Genomic DNA, 21,186 nt, shown 5'->3' on the forward strand with positions numbered 1-21,186 from the left:
CCGCATTGGCGGCCGCGTGTCATTGGCCGCCGCTGGTTTCCCGTCCGATGAGATCGCAGATCTCTGCCTCCGGCAGCCCCGCTTCGCGCAGCACCTCCCCCGTGTGCTCGCCAAGGCGCGGCGGCAGCAGGCGCACCGCGCCGGGCGACTCGGAGAAATCCACCGGCACTGCCGTCACCAGCATCCGCCCTTCTGAAGGGTGCTCGACACGCCGGAAAAAGCCGGTCTCTGCGAGGTAGTCGTCCTCCAGCAGGTCGGCGAGGCCGTGAACCGGCCCGTTCGGCACGTCGGCGGCATCGAGGCGCGCCTGCCACTCGGCGGTACTGCGGGTGCGCATCAACTCCTCGACGATGGCATAGAGGGCGCCGATGTTGAGCGCGCGCTGCGCGAGGCGGGCGAAACGCGGATCCTCAGCGAGGTCCGGCCGCCCGAGCGCGACCAGCAGCCGTTGCCACTGGTCGTCGGAGTTGGCCATCAGGCACAAATGCCCGTCGCTGGTCGGGAAGGGCCGCCGATAGGGTGTGAACATGCGCCCGTAGCCGAGGCCGAGGGACGGGTCGTCCAGCACCCCGCCCCAGAGATGCTCGGCGAGGTTGAAGGAGATCATGGTCTCAAGCATCGGCACATGCACCTCCTGCCCGCGGCCGGTGCGCTCGCGCCGGTAGAGCGCCATAGCGACGGCGGAGGCGAGGACATGGCCGCAGAACTTGTCAGCGATGGCGCTCGGCACGTAGCGAGGCTCGCCACCGTCGCGCATGGCGTTGAGCGCGGCGAGGCCGCTCATGCCCTGGATCACGTCGTCGAAGGCCGGGCGGTCTCGATGCCGCCCATCCTTACGGAAGCCGGTGGCGCTGGCGTGGATGAGCCGCGGGTTGCGCTGCGCCAGCGCGGCATAGGAGAGGCCGAGCCGCTCGGCGGCGCCGACCCGCATGTTGTGCACGAGCACGTCGGCGCCGTCGATCAGCCGCAGCAGCGCACGACGCGCCTGTTCCCGCTTCAGGTCGAGCACGACGCTGCGCTTGTTGCGGTTGATGTTGAGGAACATAACCGCCATGTCGCGCCCGCGCGTCGGGCCGACCTGGCGCATGGTGTCGCCCTGCGGCGGCTCTACCTTCACGACCTCAGCGCCCATGTCGCCGAGGATCTGCGTCGCCACCGGGCCGAGCACGGCGCTCGTCAGGTCGATCACCCTGACGCCGGCCAGCGGCCCGCCGCCGGCCTCGCTCATGCCTCAGGCCCCACCGGCGCTACGACACTTGACCATGCGCAACGGCGTGTAGGTGACAACCACGGTGCCGTCCTGCCGACGACGCGGTTGCGCGTGCGCACGGGTCCGCGGCGGCTCTGCGACAGCTGCGCCTCAATCACTTCGACCTCGACATGGATGGTGTCGCTGGCGAAGAGCGGGTTCTCGGTCTTCAGGTCCGTGCCGAGGAAGGCAAAGCCGGTGTGCTGCATGGTGGCCTGCATCGGCGATCCATCGGCGAAGGTGTGACCGAACGCGCCGGGGGCGACGCGGCCCTTGATGTCGCTCTCGCGGATGAGGAAGTCGAGGTTCATGAACAGCACCTCGGCCATGCCGGTGCGGTTGATGACGCTCACGATGTCGGCCTCGGTCACCGTACGACCGATGGTGCGGAAGCGTCGCCCAATCGTCAGTTCTTCGTAGCAGAGGGCCAGCCCCACATAGGGCAGCCCGCCCACGTCCTTCGCCATGCTCGTCACTCCGCCTTGCCGATGAGGTTGCGCGCCACGATATTGCGTTGAATCTGGTTGGTTCCCTCGATGATCTGCACCACCTTCGCATCTCGAAAATAGCGGTTGATCGGGAACTCGTTCGAGATGCCGGAGGCACCGAATATCTGCACCGCATCGGTGGCCACCTTCATCGCTACGTCGCTGGCGAAGCACTTGGCCGAGGCGGCGAGGCTCGCCATCTCAGCGCCCGTCTTACCGGCATCCACCGCCGCCGCAGCCGCGTAAGTGAGCTGCCGCGCCGCCTCGATCTGGATCGCCATGTCGGCGATCATCCAGCGGATACCCTGGTAGTTGGAGACGGTCTCGCCGAAGGCGCGGCGGCCGCGGGCGAACTCGATCGCGTGATCCATCGCGCCTTGCGCCAGCCCGACCGCGCGGGCGGCGACGATAGGGCGGGACTTGTTCAGCGCCTCCATCACCGAGCGGAAGCCGCCCGCGCCACCGCCGAGCAGGTTCTCCTTCGGCAGCCGCACGTCGTCGAAGAACAGCGCCGAGGAAGGGACACCGCGGGCGCCCATCTTCTCTTCCTTGCGGTCGACGCGGAAGCCCGGGCGGTCGCGCTCGACGATGAAGAAATTGACCTCGGCCGGGCTGTCATCGCGCTCGAGCCGCGCGCCGACCAGAACGAAGTCCGACACCGCGGCGTTGGTGCACCAGATCTTGCCGCCGTTCAGCACGAAGCCGTCGCCGTCGGGTCGCGCGCGAGTGCGGATGCCGGCAACGTCGGAGCCGGATTGCGGCTCGGTCAGCGAGAAGGCGGCTCGCAGCGCGCCAGAGGCGAGGCCGGGCAGCAGCCGCGCCTTCTGCTCCGGCGTCCCGCTGGCAAGGATGGTGCCGAGCGGTACCCACTGCACAACCAGCAGATAGCCGGTGTTGTAGCAGACCCGGCCCAACTCCTCGACCGCGAGGCAGCCCGCGAGCGTGCTGCCCGAGCCACCATAATCGGGCGGGAAGGGCAGAGTAAACAAGCCGAGCTCGCGCAGCAGGTCGAACATGTCCTGCGGGTATTCGCCGCTGGCGTCGATGGCCGCAGCGCGCGGCGCCACGCGTTCGCGCGCGACGCGACGCACCAAGTCTCGGACCTGGAGTTGCTCCTCGGTCAGGGTAAAGGACACGCCCGTTTCCTCCTCGTTGTGACTGGCCGCTGGGTGGTGTGCCGTATCTGGCAGCTTGTTCGGTATGCTGAACGCGGCGTGCGGTCGCTGTCAAAGGCCCCGGCGTCACTGCGAGACGCCCGCTGCGTGGGTTCCTGCCGAACGTCGCTCGTAATCTCGTCCATTGGCGCTGGCCGGCGGGAGCTGTGCGAAGCACGGGAGAAGATTATGGGTTCGCTGGCCGGTTTGAAGGTGGGTTGACCTTGGGGGCATTGGCCCGGGGCCGATGGCGGCGATGCTGCCGGCCGACACGGACGCGACCGTGCTGCGCATCGACCGGCCGGATCCGCCCGAACTGGCATGCGCCAGCCGTTCAAGTACGAACTCACCCTGCGCGGGCGGCGCGCCCTCGCGCTCGACCTCAAGCTGCCGCCCGCACGCGGACTCGCGCTGCGGCTGGTGGCCGCTGATCGAGGGTCTCCGGTCCGGTGTCGCCAAGCGGCTCGGCCTCGGGCCTGAGGAATGCCTCGCGCACGCTCCGCGACTTGCCTACGGGCGCATGACGGGTTGGGGGCAAGAGGGGGCGTTCGCGCCCGCCGGGCACGACCTCAACTACATCGCACTAACCACATCGCACGGACCGGCGCGCTGCATCATATTGGACGCAAGGCCCACCGCCTTTGCCGCCGTCCAACCTGATCGGCGACGACGGCGGCTGCGCTGCGACGGTTGCACGACGATTTCCGGATCGTCGAATAATTCGCGTTTCGTGGCGCCCGTCGCAACATCGCGCTGTGCTGCCATGCGTCAGCCGAATAGCACCACCTCGCTGTAGGCGCTAATATAAATTCTAATGAATGATCGTTCATATGCAGTCCCGCAAACGCAGTGATGCGCGGACTGTAACCTTCGGAGGATCCAGCATGCCCGACGCGTCGACCCTTCCTGATGGGCGTATCTTGACCCGGCTCGACGTCGCCATTGTCGGGGGCGGATTGGCCGGGCTGTACGCCATCCACCGCCTGCGCGGCATGGGCCTGCGCGTGCGCGCTTTCGAGGCCGGGTCGGACATTGGCGGCACCTGGTTCTGGAACCGCTATCCGGGCGCGCGCTGCGACGTCGAAAGCCTCGAGTACTCCTATTCCTTCTCCGACGACCTGCAGCAGGTGTGGAAATGGCCGGAACGCTACGGCACCCAGCCAGAAATCCTGCGCTACATCAACCACGTTGCCGATCGCTTCGACCTGCGCCGCGATGTGCAACTGAACACCCGCGTGATGTCCGCGCTGTTCGACAGCAAAGCCAACGACTGGACATTGACGACGGACAGGGGTGACGTCGTGCGGGCGCATTTCTGCATCATGGCCGCTGGCAATCTCTCGACGCCGCGCGTGCCCGAATTCAGGGGCCTGCGCGACTTCCGGGGCAAGTGGTACCACTCCGGGCTCTGGCCGCACGAGGGCGTCGATTTCAGCGGCCAGCGAGTCGGCGTCATCGGCACCGGCTCGTCGGGCGTCCAGATGATTCCGATCATCGCCCGGCAGGCGAGTCACCTGCATGTCTTCCAGCGCACGGCGAACTTCAGCCTGCCGGCGCGCAACGCGCCGATGGATCCGGAGCGCGAGCGCCGCCATAAGGCCGAGTATCCGGCCCGCCGGCGCGCCGCCTACGACACACCGTTCGCTATCGCCGGCTATCCGAAGCCGACCAGGTCGGCGCTGCAAGCAACACCCGCGGAGCGCCGCGCCGCTTATGAAGCGAAGTGGCAGGAAGGCGGCAGCATCAGCTTCCTCTACAGCTACACCGACCTGCTGGTGAACAAGGAGGCCAACGACACGGCCTCGGAGTTCGTGCGCGAGAAGATTCGCAGCATCGTCAAGGACCCCAGGACGGCTGAACTGCTGGCGCCGAAGGACCATCCGATCGGAACCAAGCGGCTGTGCCTCGATACCGGTTACTACGAGACCTACAATCGCAACAACGTCACGCTCGTCGACGTGCGCAGCGACCCGATCGGGGAGATCACACCGAACGGCCTGCGTACCGCCAGCGGCGTGGCGTACGAACTGGACACCATCGTCTTCGCCACCGGCTTCGATGCCATGACGGGCGCGTTGCGCGAGATCGACATTCGCACCACCGACGGCGCCACGCTGGCGGACAGATGGGCCGGTGGCCCATTGACCTATCTCGGGCTGATGGTTGCCGGTTTCCCCAACATGCTCATCATCACTGGCCCTGGCAGCCCTGGCGTGAAGACGCAGATGATCGCCTCGATTGAGCAGCACACCGACTGGATCGCCGGCTGCCTCGATCACATGAGCCGACATGGCCTCGATCGCATCGAACCGATGGTCGAAGCCGAAGCCGCCTGGGTGCAGCACGTCAATGCCGTGGCCGACAGTACGCTCTATCCGCTCGCCAACTCCTGGTATCTCGGGGCCAACATCCCGGACAAGCCGCGGGTGTTCATGCCCTATGTCGGCGGCTTCGACGCCTACAAGCGGCGCTGCGACGCCGTCGCCGCGAGCGGGTACGAAGGGTTCAGGCTGACCCGGCAAGGCGCGCCGGTGGCGTGACGCCGAAGCAGCGGCGTCGATTTTGTCAACGCGGCGGAACGGGAGTGGCGCATGAGGGACAGGAACGAACCGGACTATGAGGCTATCGTCATCGGTGCTGGCGTGGCCGGGATCTATCAGATCAAGCGGCTGGCCGACCTCGGGGTGCGCGCAACGGTGCTCGAGGCCGCGCCGGATCTCGGCGGGACATGGTACTGGAACCGGTATCCCGGTGCCCGCTTCGACTCGGAGAGCTACACTTATGGTTACTCGTTCTCGAAGGAATTGCTGAACGAGTGGCACTGGAAGGAGCGGTTCTCGGGCCAGCCGGAGAACCTGCGCTATCTGAACTATGTCGCGGAAAAGTTCGACTTGCGCAAATACATGCAGTTCGACGCGAAGGTGGAGGCGGCGCACTACGACGAGGCGCACAATCTCTGGCGGCTGAAAATCGCGGACGGGCGTGAAGTCACCTGCCGGTTCGTGATCATGGCGCTGGGCCTGCTGTCGATTCCGACCCTGCCGCGATTCGAGGGCATGGACAGCTTCAAGGGCCGCTCGTTCCATACCTTGTACTGGCCACGCGAGCCGGTCGAACTCGCCAGCAAGAAGGTCGCGGTCATCGGCACGGGCGCTACGGGCATCCAGGTGATTGGGGAAATCGCAGACAAGGTCGGTGAACTCACAGTGTTCCAGCGGCGGCCCAACTGGAGCGCGCCGCTGAACAACAGGCCGATCTCCCAAGCGGAGATGGCTGATATTCGCGCGCGCTACGAAGAGATTTTCGCGACCTGCGCACGCACGCCGGGCGGCTTCGAGCACGAGCCGGACCGGCGCGGCTTCTACGAGGTCTCGCGCGAGGAGCGGCTGAAGCTTTGGGACCAGCTCTACGACCAACCCGGCTTTGCGATCTGGCTGCGGAACTTCCGCGAGATCTTCACCAACGAGGACGCGAACGCGGAGTTCTCCGAGTACATCGCGGACCGCATCCGCCGGCGGGTGAAGGACCCCGTGGTCGCGGAGAAGCTCATCCCCCGGGATCACGGCTTTGGCGTCCAGCGGGTCCCGATGGAGACCCACTACTTCGAGGCCTACAACCGGCCCAACGTGCATCTCGTGGACATCAGCGAGACGCCGATCGTGCGCGTGACCGAGACCGGCCTGCGCACCACCGAGCGCGATTACGGTTTCGACATCATCGTCTACGCCACGGGCTTCGATGCGATCACCGGCGCCTTCGATCACATCGACATCCGGGGTGTCGATGGTGAGACGCTGCACGACAAGTGGAAGGACGGACCGTCGACGTTCCTCGGGATGCTCATCCATGGGTTCCCGAACCTTCTGATGCCGGCCGGGCCGCAGAGCGGCTCCGCCTCGACCAACTACCCGCGTGGCATCGAGACCGGCGTCAACTGGTGCACCGACCTGCTCGAGCACATGTGGGGGCATGGCTACATGCGCGCCGAGGCGACGCGCGAGGCGGAAGAAAGCTGGACCGCCCACGTCACGCAGATGTACGCGACGATGCTGATGCGGAAGGCCAAGTCCTGGTTCACCGGCTACAACTCGAACGTCCCCGGCCACGAGTACGGCAGGATCCGCTACTTCGTCTACAACGGCGGCGCTCCGAAGTACGTGGCCCGCATCATCGAGGTCGAGCAGAAAGGCTACGAGGGGATCGTCCTCACCTCCGCGGCGCCATCCTTGTCCGGCGCGCTGCTGGGAAGGGGCGGCAGGGCCGTGAGCTAACTCGTCCTCGGACGGGTTAGGCGACAGGACCGAACAGCATGCCCCTACGGGCGTAGCGTACGAGGATCGACGGCATGAGAGATCTCGCAGTCGTTCGGACCGTTGCCGATCTGCGCCGCGCGGTCGGCGAGTTCCGTGCTGCCGGCCGCACCATCGGCATGATCCCGACCATGGGCGCGCTGCACGCGGGCCATACGAGCCTGGTGCAGGGTGCGCTCGATCACGGTGACGTGCCGGTCGCCTCGATCTTCGTCAATCCGACGCAGTTCGGACCGAACGAGGATTTCGCCGCCTATCCGCGCGACGAAGCGGGCGACTTCGCCAAGCTCGAGGCAGCGGGCTGCCGCATCGCCTATGCGCCTGGTGTGGGGGAGATGTACCCTAGCCCGCAGCTCACGACGGCGACGGTGGCCGATCTGACCGACGGGCTGTGCGGGCCCTTCAGGCCCGGCCACTTCCAGGGCGTCGCCACGGTCGTATGCAAGCTCCTGATGATGGCCATACCGGACCGCGGCTATTTCGGCGAGAAGGACTACCAGCAGCTCCAGGTGCTGAAGCGCATGGCGCGCGACTTTGCCATGCCCATCGAGATCGTGGGCATGCCGACCGTCCGCGAGCCCGACGGGCTCGCCATGTCGTCGCGTAATCGTTACCTGTCGCCTGGCGAGCGCAAGACCGCCAGTGCGATGTATCGCGAGCTCACCGCGCTCGCGGCCAACGTGCGCGACGGCCACACGCCCTGCGCCAAGGCAGCGGCAGAGTCGGCGCAGGCGCTGCTCGCCGCCGGCTTCGACAAGGTCGAGTATCTCGATGTCGTCGATGCCGAGAGCCTGGCGCCGATCGAACGTGTCGCGGGCCCGGCGCGGATTGCAGCGGCGGCCCGGCTCGGCCGCACGCGGCTGATCGACAACGTCGCGGTTTGAGCGGCCTATTGGCGAGCCCTCGAGCCTCCGCGGTCTCTACGTCACTGCAGGGATGGTGGAACAGGAGCACGACCAGCACGCGCATCTGCGGGACGAAAAGGAAGTGCGATGGAAGGAGACAACACCACTTCCAACTCATTCGACGGACTCGGCCCGGGTGGAAGTGGGGCACATCCGAGCTGTATCCGACACGAGCCAGTCGACGGCAAGGGCGGCGGCAACGGGATTGGCGACCATCGCCGTCATCGATGGGGACAAGGTCCGGTCGGTCGAAACTCTCATGTCGGCCCAGGGGCGACGAGCTATGGGTAAAGCGCATGGCGGCCACCCGCTTGCGAGGGTGGGACTACTGTCAGCGCCGCTTACATCCATTTGCTGTTGAGAACGCACGATGGAACGAGATACTGATGCCGGCCCGTCGACGCTGATTGAATGGCTGGCTGGAGACGAGTGTTACGCACTCGACGACGCCGGGTTGGCAGACGAGCTCGGTCGTCGGCTCAGGGCAGCTGGTCTACCGCTAGACCACGTTGGCCTGTATTTGCGTACGCTGCATCCTGAGATCATCGGCCACACGATTGTGTGGGCGCCCAATGAGCCGGCGCGAATCTATGCTAGACGATACGACATTGTGCGCTCGTCCGCCTACCTCGACAATCCGGTCCGGCGGGTCTTGGAGACGGAGGAGCCCCTCGTTCTGCGGGTAGGGACGCAGAAGGACGAATCATGGACCCAGATCGATATATTCAAAGGTCGCCATTTGGTAGAATTCGTCATCCTGCCATTGTGCAGTTCAGATGCATTGCCAAGCGCTGTGTCCTTCGCCACGACGTCCAGCAATGGATTCACTGCAGCCCAGCGGGCCGCCTTGTATCGGATCGTTCCAGCACTGCGAAATGCCTGTGAGCTTCGCACCCTGCGAAAGGTAGAGCGCACGCTTCTGGATACTTACCTCGGCACTCTTGCAGGGCGCCGCATCCTCGAAGGCCGTGTGCGTCGAGGCGAGGTCGAAACGTTCGAAGCCGCGCTCATGCTCTGCGACCTGCGCGGCTTCACTGAGCTCTCCAATCGTCTGCCCAGCGAACGTGTCCTCGAGCTGCTGGATGCATACTTCGACTGCGTGATTCCTGCGGTCAATGAAGTGGGCGGCGAGGTGATAAAGTTCATGGGAGATGCCGTGCTCGCCTTTTTCTACCGTGAAGATGCATCGGCAGCTTGCGCTGCCGCTCTGCGGGGCGCATTGGCTGCGCTCGACAGCTTAAGAGGGTTGAGTGTACCGGATGCCGAACTGCGCGCCGGCATAGCCTTGCACTACGGCATGGTTAGCTATGGCAACATCGGCTACGGTCACCGGCTCGATTTCACCTTGATCGGTCCTGACGTCAATCTGGTGAGCCGCCTGCAGGGAATCTGCAGCACCACCGCCCAGCCTCTGTTGATGTCTCAGGGCTTTGCCCGATTGATCAGCGCAGGCCGAGTCGTGGCCCTTGGTCCACATGAGCTAAAGGGCTTCGCGAAGCCGGTAAATCTTTACACGATCACTGGCCTGGCTCCAGGCTGCAGCCACTGAGAATGGTATAGGGACGGTGGGGCGCTCCGATATGGCCGGTGACGTGCTTGAGCGCGTCCGCACGTCCTCACGTCCTCACGTCCTCACGGATGATTGTCGCCGGCGCCGACGAGCAGGGCAGAGGAAAGAGTTGCAACGTTCCTGCTCGACATGGTCAGCCGGATTCCGACGACGACGGTCATTTCGACTTGCCATGATGCGAAGCGATATCGTGGCCGTCTCGGTCTCACGCATGCAGAGTCTAGTGGGGCGATGCGATTCCTCAACATCGATTGAGATGTATCAAGTCGAACCCTCCTATTCTCCTCATAAGAGATGAAGTCAGTGGAGGCGGTGTTCGAGCCAATCATGAGAACATGAGGAGCGACATGAAAGAGTTCGATCTAAAGCGTGCGATCGACGCCTATACAAAAGCTTGGGCTGAAGCAAAGAAGCACGGAGATGAGGCGGCAAAGGCTTTGACGATGGCTGATTTCGTATCGTCCGAACGTGCAAAGAAGCTATTTGCGCAGAGCGCCGAGCGGTCGCTCGTTGCTTCCGAGAATTATCGGAAGGCAGCTGACATTTGCCTGAAGGTCGTAGAAGAAATGGATCGCAAACGATCTCGTGTTGGAAGAAGTGCCTGATGCAGGCCGGATCTCCGGTTATGCGCATGTAGTGAGCGCGACAGCGGCAGGTCAGTAGTCCCTGAGGCCTTGACACTGATGCGTGTAGGAAGAGTGAGAGGGCCGTGCCGAGTTCCGTGACGGATTGGGAGGTCGAGAGAGAGTCTCTCGGCCGTCCGTCGCGGAGTACATCGACATGGCCAAGACCACATGGAAGATCACGCTCAGCAGCTCACGCGACATTCCCTTCAACAAGCTTATGCCCAGCCAGTCTAACGTCCGGCGCGTGAAAGCTGGGCTCTCGATCGAGGAGCTGGCCGAGGACATCGCCCGACGCGGGCTCCTGCAGAGCCTCAACGTCCGACCGGTGCTCGACTCCCAGGGCAAGGAGAACGGCACGTTCGAGGTGCCGGCGGGCGGACGCCGTTATCGCGCACTCGCGCTCCTGGTGCAGCAGAAGCGCCTCGCCAAGACCGCGCCTGTACCCTGCGTCGTTCGTGAGGCTCCTGCCGACATCCTCGCCGAGGACGATTCGCTGGCTGAGAACGTCCAGCGCGCCCCGCTGCATCCGCTCGACCAGTTCCGCGCCTTCCAGGCTTTGCGCGAGAAGGGGCGGTCGGAGGAGGATATCGCCGCCGCCTTTTTTGTGAGCGTCAATGTCGTGATGCAGCGCCTGCGGCTGGTCTCCGTTTCGCCAAAGCTGCTCGACCTCTATGCCGAAGACGGCATGTCGCTCGAGCAGCTCATGGCCTTCGCAGTGACCAGCGACCACCCACGGCAGGAGCAGGTCTGGGAGGCGGTGCAGCACTCGTACAACCAGGATCCCTACCAGATCCGCCGTATGCTGACGGAACGTTCAGTACGAGCCTGCGACAAGCGCGTGCGCTTCGTCGGCGTCGACGCCTACGAGGCGGCGGGCGGTGTCGTTCTCCGCGACCTGTTCGAGCAGGACCACGGCGGCTGGCTGGAGGACTTGGGTCTGCTCGACGGCCTGGTCGCCCAGAAGCTGAAGGCCGACGCCCAGGCTATCGCGGGCGAGGGCTGGAAGTGGATCGAGGTCGCCGTCGACTTCCCCTACGGCCACACGCACCGAATGCGCAAGCTCAAGGGCGCGCAAGCCGACCTCTCTGCCGACGAGCAAGCCACCATCGACGCCCTGAATGCCGAGTACGCCCGGCTCGAGGCCGAATACCACAACGCCGACGAACTGCCCGACGAGGTGGACCAGCGGCTGGGCGAGATCGAGACGGAGCTGGCCGCCTTCGACGATCGGCCAGTGACCTACGATCCCGCCGAGATCGCCCGAGCCGGTGCCTTCATCGGCATCGACAGTGACGGCAGACTTTCGGTCGACCGCGGCTACGTTCGGCCTGAGGATGAGCATCGGAGGGACGCCGATGGGCAGGAAACGGAACATGCAGACTCCGGCGCGTCATCTGCCCAATCGCCGTGCACGACGGTCGATCAGGGCACGGTCATCACCTTTGGACACCAGCCGGAGGTAGAAGCCGAGGATGACGAAGCCATCCGGCCATTGCCGGAGCGGCTCCTCATGGAACTGACGGCGCACCGCACGCTTGCCCTGCGCAACGCCGTTGCTAACGATCCGCAGGTCGCCATGACGGCGCTCCTGCACAAGCTGTGTCTGGATGCCTTCGAGCACAGCACGTCTCCTGCCTGTCTCGAGGCCTCCGTCGGCCATGTCTTCTTCGCCGTTCAGGCCTCTGACCTCAGGGATACCGCGTCGGCCAAGGCCGTCGCCGAGCGGCACGAGGCATGGAAGGCCGAATTGCCGACGGAGGAGGGAGCCCTCTGGAACTGGCTCGCAGCCCTCGACGACGACAGGCGGACTCAGCTCCTGGCCCATTGCGTGTCGTTCGGCGTCAACGCCCTCTACGAGCGGGTTGGCCGCTATGGCGCGGGTCTCAGCGAGCACGGCTTGCGCTGTCGACTGGCGCAGGCCGACAGGCTGGCCGCGGCCGTCGGCCTCGACATGGTCGCCGCCGGCTGGCGACCGACTGTCGAGAACTACCTTGGCCGCGTGACCAAGCCCCGCATCCTCGAAGCCGTGCGCGAGGCGAAAGGCGAGCAGGCGGCCGGGCTCATCGATCATCTCAAGAAAGCCGACATGGCGAAGGAGGCCGAGCGGCTGCTCGATGGCTCCGGGTGGCTGCCTGAACCGCTGCGCATCGCCACTGCCGAGTCGGAGGCCGACGAGCCATCCGCACGGGGCGAGGCGTTGCCGGAGTTCCTGACCAGCGACGACGCCACGGCCGATGCATCGGAGGAGCGACCTCAGCAACCGGCCGAATAACGATCACGTCGGGACGGCGTCCCCGTCCTTGGTTCTTCATCGATCCACGCCTTGGCGCCCGGCCGCGTGCCGGGCGCCATTGTTTGAGGGCAGTGACCGCCGCCGCGAGAGGGAGAGGCCTGCCGGGAAGGGAGTGAGCCGATCAGGCCGAGAGAGCGCCGACCGGCTTGTCCCTTCCCAGCTCTTCCGAGGTCTTCCTCATGACTGCTGTCGTCACCACGGCGGCCGCTCGTGCGGCCGCATCCGTTCGAGTCGCCCCTACGCTCGATCCCGCCAAGTGCGTCGCCGAGGCGGCGCAGCGTATTCCTCCCGGTCTCCAACGAGACCCGCGCATCCACGCCGGCGCGGTGCGTGCCGCCATGGAAGACGCTCACCGTCACAGTGAGACGGATGGTGGGTGCGACCCTTCATCCACGACAGAATCCGCACAAGCGAAGGCGCGTGTCCGCGGCGGCCAAGCTTACCTCAAGGACGGCAGCGTTGTTGTCCTGCCGACGGAAGAGACCGCAGACCAGGATTTGCTCGCGCGATTGCTGGCTTCTTCGCATGGTACGGCGTGCGCATCTGCCCTCTTGCAGCACTTTCCCAGCATTGGGCATGTCATCTCGGCCGAAGCGTCACAGCTTCGCACATTCGGCTTGAGTGGACGTGACATCGCCGTATTGCGCCTTGTCCACCAAATCGCCTGCCGCATGGCCAGAGCCGAAGTGCGCAGCCGCCCCGTCCTCAGCAATTGGCCGGCGCTGATCGCCTACTTGCAGACGGCAATGGCGTACCAGCAGATCGAGCAGTTTCGAATCCTGTTTCTTGATCGCAAGAACACTCTCATCGCCGACGAGGTGCAGCAACGCGGCACGGTCAGTCACACGCCCGTTTACCCGCGGGAGGTGATGAAGCGCGCCTTGATCCTCAACGCCTCCGCTCTCATCGCTGTGCACAATCATCCGTCGGGTGATCCCAAGCCGTCCCGGGAAGACATCGAGACGACGCGTCAATTGAAGGTAGCGGCCAACTCTCTTGAGGTTGAACTGCACGACCACGTCGTGATCGGTCACGGCAAGCACGCGTCGTTCAAGTCTCTCGGATTGCTTTAATGCGGGCCCGCATTAATTCGGGCGGCCTCAGCTAGCGCGGCTTGCCCTGCCCAAGCCGACAGGTTGGCCGACTGATCTAACGAATGCGCCGGTATGGCCACGGCCATCCCGTCCGTTTCGGATCGATCTCACCATTCACGCCCGGCTTTGTGCCGGGCGCTTCTTGTTTCGGAGTGGTGATCGCGTCGTGATGAGAGGGAGAGGCCTGCCGGGACGGAAGTGAGCCGGTCGGGTCGAAGAGAGAGCGCCCATCGGCTCGACCCGTTCCCGCTCTCCCGAGGTCTCCTCCATGACGACTCCCGTCTCTGCGGCCAGCGTGATTGCCACTCCGAGCACGCCTGCGTCCAATACCGCTACCGCGCTTCTCGGCGCCGCCGAGCATCTCCTGAATGATCTTGCGCGTGGCCGGCGCATCGATGCCGCAGCCCTGAGGGCTGCGATGGAACACGCCTTCGGCGGCTCCGATGCTGAAGGCTTGTGGGACTGGAAGGCCGCTTACGATGCCTGCGAGGCGACGACGGTGCTCTTCCTGCGCCGCTTCGGTCCGGCCATGCGAGCGCGTGCGGCGTCCCCGGCGGCGCAGCTGGCGATGCTGGACAAGATCGCCGCTCTCCTGCCCAGCCATACCCGCCGCTCGCAGGAGAGCCAATCCCTTCAGCAGTTCTCCACGCCGATTGCACTTGGCCTTGCGGTTAGCGCTGCTGCTGCCATCACACCGTCCGACCATGTCTTGGAACCTTCTGCCGGCACGGGCCTGCTCGCCATCTTCGCCGAGCTGGCAGGCGCCGGGCTTGCTCTGAATGAGCTGGCGGACACGCGCGCAGGCCTGCTCGATCTCCTCTTCCCGGCGGTTCCCGTCACCCGCTTCGACGCGGCGCACATTCACGACCATCTTGATGCCGGCGTGCAGCCGAGCGTCGTGCTGATGAATCCGCCATTCTCGGCCGCCGCGCACGTCGACGGCCGCGTCGCCGATGCGGCACTCAGGCACCTTCGCTCGGCACTGGCGCGCCTCAGCGACGGCGGGCGCCTGGTTGCCATCACCGGCGCCAATCTGTCCCCTGATCATCCCGCCTGGCGCGACGCCTTCGTGCGCCTGCAGGAGCGAGCCCGCCTCGTCTTCATGGCGGCAGTCGATGGCGCTGTCTACGCGCGGCACGGCACGAGCATGCCGACTCGGCTCTTCGTCATCGACAAGCGGCCAGCCGATGATCCGAAGGGCTTCCCGTCTTCGCCTGGCATGGCCAACGACGTAGCGACCCTGCTGGCGTGGGTGGTCGCGTCGGTGCCGCCTCGGCTGTCCGTCGGTGGCACTGTCACGCCAGCGGCCGCACCGTGCAGTGCGCCGACGTGTATCGCCCGTACGGCTGGTTCGCGCTCCGTCTTGTTTGCCGTCGCCGACACCGAGTTCGAGGAGGTCGGCTGCGAGACCACCGATTGGCGCCCGACCGAGACCGGCCGGCTCACCGAGTCGCTCTATGAACCCTATGCGCTGCAATCGATCCGGATTGCCGGCGCTCAGCCGCATCCGACCCCGCTCGTGCAATCGGCCGCCATGGCGTCGGTGGCGCCCCCTGAGCCCTCCTACCGGCCGCGGCTGGCGCCCGGTCTTGTCGCCAAGGGCGCGCTGTCCGACGCTCAGCTCGAGACCGTGATCTATGCCGGCGAGGCCCATTCGGGCTTGCTCGCCGGCGCCTGGACCGTGGATGAGACCTTCGACACGCTCTCGGCCGCGCCCGACGCGACCGAGCATGCGGTCCGCTTCCGCCGCGGCTTCTTCCTTGGCGACGGCACGGGCTGCGGCAAGGGCCGCCAGGTTGCCGCTATCATCCTCGACCACTGGCTGCGCGGCCGCCGTCGCGCGTTGTGGATCTCCAAGTCCGATGCCCTGATCGAGGACGCCCGGCGCGACTGGTCGGTGCTCGGCCAGGAGCGCCTGCTCGTGCAGCCCCTGTCGCGCTTCCGGCCGGGCAGGCCGATCCGGCTGCACGAGGGCATTCTGTTCCTGACCTATGCCACGCTGCGTTCGGCCGAACGCGACGGCAAGCTCTCGCGGCTGGACCAGATCCTCGAGTGGCTGGGCCCGGGCTTCGACGGCGTGGTCGTGTTCGACGAGGCCCACGCCATGGCGAATGCGGCGGGAGACAGAGGCGAGCGCGGCGAGCAGGCGCCGTCCCAGCAGGGCCGCGCCGGCCTGCGCCTACAGCACGCGCTGCCTGACGCCCGCGTGCTCTATGTCTCGGCGACCGGCGCCACGACGGTGCGCAACCTCGCCTATGCCCAGCGGCTTGGCCTGTGGGGCGGGGACGATTTCCCCTTCGCCACCCGTGCGGAGTTCGTCGAGGCGATCGAGGCGGGTGGCGTCGCGGCAATGGAGGTCCTGGCGCGCGACCTCAAGAGCCTCGGTCTCTACGCCGCCCGGTCGCTCAGCTATGCCGGCATCGAGTACGAGCTTTTAGAGCACGCGCTGAGCGACGAGCAGCGGCGTGTCTACGACGCCTATGCCGGCGCCTTTGAGATCATCCACAACAATCTCAACGCCGCGCTGGAGGCCGCCAACATCACGGGCGCTGGCGAGGGCGGGTCGCGTACCCTCAACGCGCAGGCCAAGTCGGCGGCGCGCTCGGCTTTCGAAGCCGCCAAGCAGCGCTTCTTCGGCCATCTGCTCACCAGCATGAAGACCCCGACCCTGGTCCGCTCGATCGAGCGCGATCTCGCCAAGGGCCACGCGGCCGTCGTGCAGATCGTGTCGACCGGCGAAGCGCTGATGGAACGGCGCCTCGCCGACATCCCGACGTCCGAATGGAACGACATCGCCGTCGACATCACGCCGCGCGAGTACGTGCTCGACTATCTCGCCCATTCGTTCCCGACGCAGCTCTTCGAGGAGTACACCGACGACGAGGGCAACCTTCTGTCGCGCCCGGTGTTCCGCGACGGCCAGCCGGTGCAATGCCGCGAGGCGATCGAACGGCGTGACCGGCTGATCGAGCAGTTGGCAGCCCTGCCGCCCGTGCCCGGCGCGCTGGACCAGATCGTGCAGCGCTTCGGCACCGAGCAGGTGGCCGAAGTGACGGGCCGCACCCGCCGCATCGTGCGCAAGGACGACCGGCTCGCCGTGGAGACACGGGCGCCCTCGGCCAACCTTGCCGAGGCTGCAGCGTTCCAGGACGACAAGAAGCGCATCCTGGTGTTCTCAGAGGCAGGCGGCACGGGCCGCAGCTATCACGCCGATCTTGCGGCCCGCAATCAGAGGCTGCGGGTCCACTATTTGCTGGAGGCCGGCTGGAAGGCCGATGCCGCCATCCAAGGCCTCGGCCGCACCAACCGAACGGCCCAGGCGCAGCCGCCGCTGTTCCGGCCGATCGCCACCGACGTTGCCGCCGAGAAGCGGTTCCTGAGCACGATCGCGCGCCGGCTCGATACGCTGGGCGCGATCACGCGCGGCCAGCGGCAGACTGGCGGGCAGGGCCTGTTCCGGCCCGAGGACAATCTGGAGAGCCCTTATGCCCGCGCGGCGCTGCGCCAGCTCTATACGCTGCTCTACGCCGGCAAGGTCGAGGGCTGCTCGCTGCAGCGCTTCGAGGCGGCGACCGGACTTTCGCTCACTGACCGCGACGGCTCGCTGCGCGAGGAGTTGCCCTCGATCGCGCAGTTCCTCAACCGGCTGCTCGCGCTCACGATCGGCCTGCAGAACACCCTGTTCGAGGCCTTCGAGGCGCTGCTGCGCGCCAAGATCGAGGGCGCCATCGCCTCCGGCGCTTATGACCGGGGCGTCGAGACGGTCGTGGCCGACTCGCTCCGCATCGTCGATCGCCGCACGATCTACAGCCATGCCGGCACGGGTGCCGAGACTCACGCGCTCACCATCCTGCGCCGCGATCGCAACCGGCCTCTGGCGCTCGACCAGGCTCTCGACCTGGCCCGCGAACGGGGCCGCCTGCTGGTCAACGCGAAGTCCCACCGTGCTGCCGTTCAGGTCTCGGCGCCGAGCGTGATGCTCGATGACGGTGCCATCGAGCGGCGGGTTCGCCTCGTGCGCCCGATGGAGCGCCCGGCTCTCGCCGCCGACTCGCTCGCCACGTCAGCCTGGGAGGAGGCTGACAGGGCTGCATTCGCTGAAGCGTGGCAGGCGGAGATCGCGGAGCTGCCGGCGTTCGCCGAGAGCCACCTGTACATGGTGACCGGCTTGCTTCTGCCTATCTGGCGGCGCCTGCCCGAGGAAGGCTGCCGCGTCTGGCGCCTTCAAACCGATGACGGCCAGCGCGTCATCGGCCGGCAGGTCTCCGCGGCCTGGGTGGCCGATGCCGTCGGCGAGACGCCGCAGCTTTCGGCCGAAGACGCGTGGACCGCCGTCTTTGAGCGCGGTGCCGTGCTGACGCTCGACGACGGGCTGTCACTGCGCCGTGCACTGGTCATGGGTGTCCGCCGCGTCGAGCTCGATGGATTTAGCGACGGCATGCTCGACCGGCTGAAGGCGATGGGGCTGATGTCGGAGATCATCGCCTGGAAGCTCCGCCTGTTCGTGCCGACCGGCGCGAACGGCCCCGCCATCCTCGAAGCCTTGCGCGAGCGGCACCCGCTGCGGCGGGTTGCCGAGCGGGCGGCATGAGGAGGCGACCATGGCCCAATCCGCCGCCGATCTGGCGCGCTGCCTCGCGCGCGACGCCGAGGCCGTGTGCCGCCACTATCTCTCCAACGGCCGTCGCCAGGGCCGCTACTGGCTGGTCGGCGATGTGCACAACACACCCGGCCGGTCGATGTTCGTCCGGCTCAGCGGGCCGGAATCCGGTCCTGGCGCCGCCGGGCATTGGACCGATGCCGCAACGGCAGAATATGGCGATCTCCTCGACGTGATCCGCGAGAGCTGCGGTCTCATCGACTTTCGCGATGTCGCCGAGGAGGCGCGACGCTTCCTCGCCCTGCCCAAGCCCGAGTGCCAACTGGTGTCGCAACACACGAGGCCAGCACGCCGTGGCTCGCCCGAGTCTGCCCGATGGCTGTTCGCCATATCATGCCCACTCGCGGGCACGCTCGCGGAGGCATACCTGCACGAGCGAAGCATCATGACCGTGCACCATAGTGGGGCCCTGCGCTTCCATCCGCGCTGCTACTATCGTCCCGACGAGCACTCCCCGACCGAGGCCTGGCCGGCCATGGTCGCGTCCATCACGGATCTCGACGGCCGCATCACTGGCGTGCATCGCACCTGGCTCGACCGCTCCGGTCGCGGCAAGGCGCCGATCGGTACACCACGCCGGGCAATGGGCGAGCTCTTGGGCAATGCCGTGCGCTTCGGCCCGGCTGACGACGTGCTCGCCGCCGGCGAGGGCATCGAGACCATGCTGTCGCTGCGATGCGCCCTGCCGACCATGCCCATGGCAGCGGCACTCTCGGCCAATCACCTCGCCGCCCTGCTGCTCCCCGCAACACTGCGCCGGCTGTACATCGCGCGCGACACCGATGCGGCTGGCGACCGCGCGGCGGTGACGCTCAGCACTCGCGCCCAGGAGGCCAGGATCGAGGCGATCACGCTCTCGCCCAGGCTCGGCGACTTCAACGACGACCTGCGCGCCTTCGGCGTTGACGACCTGAGGGCAGCCCTGTGGCGTCAACTCGCGCCGCGGGACGCCCAGTACTTCTGCGATCCGATGATGGCCGGGACGGGGTGACAGGCGGGCAAGGCCGCAATCGTCGCGGTCGGCGAGGATGAGATCCTGGGCCGCCAGGACAGGCCGCGCCCGGCCTTGTGGGGGCGATCGGACGGCAGGCGGCCCGGCTTCTGCAACGGCAGAGCGCGGCTATTTTCCGCCGGCGCTGACGCGCCTTTGCATCGCGAAGCAAAATAGCCGCGCTCTGCCGTCCTCCGCTGGCGCTCCGGCCGCTCCGCGGTGCAGACCCGGTCCGCCTGCCGTCTCTCGGCGCCCACGAAGGCCGCGATGGGCGCGGCCGATCCGGCAAAGGACCTCATCATGACCACCGACCGCGACGATCCCGATCTCGAGTCCGCACATACCGCATCTCCCACCGAGCACGTCCTCAGCGAGCTGCAGCTCTACGCCTGGCGTCCCTTCGAGGACGAGCCCGACCCCAGGCCGCTGCCCGAGGGCAACGCCGTCGCCGGCGCCGTCGCCGACATCTTCGACGCCCTGGTCGCGACGCTGAGCGACACCCGCCTCGAGCCCGACCTCGAAGGCCTGCTGTGGTCGACCGTCAACCTCTTCCACCGTGCCGTCGACCGCGTCGAGCGCGAGCTCGACGGCAACGAGCAGGCGCAACACAAGAGCCAGCGCGAGCAGAACGGCTCGGAGGTGCGCTCGGTCGAGCTCGAACGCCTGACCGCCCAGGGCATCACGCTGATCGAGCGGCGCAATGCCATGGAACTGTTCCGCGACCAGGCCGCCGAGCAGTTCGAGCGTCACACCGGCTCAGCCTGGCGGCCGCGCACCGGCTCGATGGTCAGCCGCAGCACGCTCACCGCAACGATGATCGACAGCCGCGACTTCCTCGCCGCCCGCCGTCGCGCCGACACCGAGGTCCTGCTGCCCAAGGGCCCAAAGATCGCGCTCAGCGGCGGGCTCGACTACAACGACCATCGGCTGATCTGGGCGAAGCTCGATCAGGTCCACGCCAAGCATCCCGACATGGTGCTGCTGCACGGTGGCTCGCCCAAGGGCGCCGAGCGCATCGCCGCCCGCTGGGCCGACCATCGCAAGGTGCCGCAGATCGCCTTCAAGCCGGACTGGCACGGGCACGCCAAGGCGGCGCCGTTCAAGCGCAACGACGCCCTGCTCGAGGTGCTGCCGATCGGCGTCATGGTGTTCGCGGGCAGCGGCATCCAGGCAAACCTGGCCGACAAGGCGAGGAAGCTCGGCATTCCGGTGTGGCAATTCGGCGAGGGCGGCGCGTAAAGCGCCGCCTGCCTCAACCGCGTTCAAATTGGTCGATCCAGCAAGCTGGCCAACTTGGCGATTGCACGGGTCGTGCCCTGGAAGCCATAAGTGTCCGTGAGGTGGGGGGAGAAAGATGGCGAGATCACACCCGGTCGACGTGCATGTTGGTCTGCGGATGCGCCAGCGTCGGGCGCTGCTTGGGATGAGCCAGACTGTGCTTGGAAATTCTGTCGGGCTGACGTTCCAGCAAGTGCAGAAATACGAGCGCGGCTCCAATCGTATGGGCTCGAGTCGCCTGTACGAATTCGCCAAGGTGCTCGACGTGCCGGTGTCGTATTTCTTCGACGAAATGCCGTCGACCGCACTGGCTGGCCGCCCGATGTCCGGCCGTGGTCGCAAGGATGGCTTCGGCGAAGCCGGCACGCCGTTCAAGCAAGACAAGGATCCGCTGATCAAGCGCGAGACGCTCGAGCTTGTGCGCGCCTACTACAAGATTCGCGAAGGCAGGGTCCGCAAACGTATCTACGAGACGATCAAGGCTGTCGGGGCTGCCAGCCATGCCGAGGTGTTGGGCAGGCAGAAACGCCGTCGTTGAAGGAAGCGCTCATCCAGTTCGCCAAGGTGC

At 66.4% G+C, this 21,186-nt stretch carries 15 protein-coding genes; 12 read left to right on the top strand and 3 right to left on the bottom strand.

Going from position 1 to position 21,186, the window contains the following annotated elements; translation table 11 throughout:
* Positions 1-19: 19 nt before the first annotated feature.
* The 3 genes from B5D62_RS01015 to B5D62_RS01025 are packed head-to-tail and all read right to left on the bottom strand — an operon-like array spanning position 20 to position 2,873.
* Positions 20-1,228, bottom strand: coding sequence for a CaiB/BaiF CoA transferase family protein (locus tag B5D62_RS01015; RefSeq protein ID WP_085931978.1), 1,209 nt, complete (start codon positions 1,226-1,228; stop codon positions 20-22).
* Positions 1,225-1,716: a hotdog family protein gene (locus B5D62_RS01020; protein WP_218190900.1), complete on the bottom strand. Its 492-nt coding sequence runs from the start codon at positions 1,714-1,716 to the stop codon at positions 1,225-1,227. The genes B5D62_RS01015 and B5D62_RS01020 overlap by 4 nt, the downstream gene beginning before the upstream one ends.
* Positions 1,717-1,721: 5 nt before the next feature.
* Positions 1,722-2,873: an acyl-CoA dehydrogenase family protein gene (locus B5D62_RS01025; RefSeq protein WP_085931979.1), complete on the bottom strand. Its 1,152-nt coding sequence runs from the start codon at positions 2,871-2,873 to the stop codon at positions 1,722-1,724.
* Positions 2,874-3,147: 274 nt separating this feature from the next.
* On the opposite strand from B5D62_RS01025, the gene B5D62_RS34315 reads away from it, so the two are divergent.
* The 12 genes from B5D62_RS34315 to B5D62_RS01085 all read left to right on the top strand — a co-directional run bounded on the left by B5D62_RS34315 (position 3,148) and on the right by B5D62_RS01085 (position 21,156).
* Positions 3,148-3,687, top strand: a complete 540-nt coding sequence (locus tag B5D62_RS34315; RefSeq protein WP_419188773.1) for a CoA transferase — start codon at positions 3,148-3,150, stop codon at positions 3,685-3,687.
* Positions 3,688-3,775: 88 nt separating this feature from the next.
* Positions 3,776-5,431: a flavin-containing monooxygenase gene (locus B5D62_RS01035; RefSeq protein WP_085931980.1), complete on the top strand. Its 1,656-nt coding sequence runs from the start codon at positions 3,776-3,778 to the stop codon at positions 5,429-5,431.
* Positions 5,432-5,482: 51 nt separating this feature from the next.
* Positions 5,483-7,162 (top strand): flavin-containing monooxygenase, encoded by a 1,680-nt coding sequence (locus B5D62_RS01040; protein ID WP_085931981.1) that lies wholly within the window; start codon positions 5,483-5,485, stop codon positions 7,160-7,162.
* A gap of 74 nt (positions 7,163-7,236) precedes the next feature.
* Positions 7,237-8,085 carry a pantoate--beta-alanine ligase gene (panC, locus tag B5D62_RS01045; RefSeq protein ID WP_085931982.1) on the top strand — a complete coding sequence of 283 codons (849 nt, stop codon included), beginning with the start codon at positions 7,237-7,239 and terminating at the stop codon, positions 8,083-8,085.
* Between the two features lie 391 nt (positions 8,086-8,476).
* Complete coding sequence (locus B5D62_RS01050; RefSeq protein WP_085931983.1) at positions 8,477-9,655, top strand: adenylate/guanylate cyclase domain-containing protein; 1,179 nt, start codon at positions 8,477-8,479, stop codon at positions 9,653-9,655.
* 368 nt (positions 9,656-10,023) lie between these two features.
* Positions 10,024-10,281, top strand: coding sequence for a hypothetical protein (locus tag B5D62_RS01055; protein ID WP_139373684.1), 258 nt, complete (start codon positions 10,024-10,026; stop codon positions 10,279-10,281).
* A gap of 175 nt (positions 10,282-10,456) precedes the next feature.
* Positions 10,457-12,574 carry a ParB/RepB/Spo0J family partition protein gene (locus tag B5D62_RS01060; RefSeq protein WP_085931985.1) on the top strand — a complete coding sequence of 706 codons (2,118 nt, stop codon included), beginning with the start codon at positions 10,457-10,459 and terminating at the stop codon, positions 12,572-12,574.
* Between the two features lie 200 nt (positions 12,575-12,774).
* Positions 12,775-13,668, top strand: a complete 894-nt coding sequence (locus B5D62_RS01065; protein ID WP_231714684.1) for a JAB domain-containing protein — start codon at positions 12,775-12,777, stop codon at positions 13,666-13,668.
* A gap of 289 nt (positions 13,669-13,957) precedes the next feature.
* Positions 13,958-18,280: a strawberry notch family protein gene (locus B5D62_RS01070; protein WP_085931986.1), complete on the top strand. Its 4,323-nt coding sequence runs from the start codon at positions 13,958-13,960 to the stop codon at positions 18,278-18,280.
* 10 nt (positions 18,281-18,290) lie between these two features.
* The gene (locus B5D62_RS01075; RefSeq protein WP_085931987.1) at positions 18,291-19,340 is read left to right on the top strand and encodes a DUF7146 domain-containing protein; all 1,050 of its coding nucleotides are present in this window, start codon (positions 18,291-18,293) and stop codon (positions 19,338-19,340) included.
* Positions 19,341-19,640: 300 nt separating this feature from the next.
* Positions 19,641-20,579: a DUF2493 domain-containing protein gene (locus B5D62_RS01080; protein ID WP_085933455.1), complete on the top strand. Its 939-nt coding sequence runs from the start codon at positions 19,641-19,643 to the stop codon at positions 20,577-20,579.
* Positions 20,580-20,736: 157 nt separating this feature from the next.
* On the top strand, positions 20,737-21,156 hold the full coding sequence (locus tag B5D62_RS01085) for a helix-turn-helix domain-containing protein (RefSeq protein ID WP_231714685.1): 420 nt from the start codon (positions 20,737-20,739) through the stop codon (positions 21,154-21,156).
* Positions 21,157-21,186 lie beyond the last annotated feature (30 nt).

It is taken from the genome of Enhydrobacter aerosaccus (genome assembly GCF_900167455.1).
Taxonomy (GTDB): Bacteria; Pseudomonadota; Alphaproteobacteria; order Reyranellales; family Reyranellaceae; genus Reyranella; species Reyranella aerosaccus.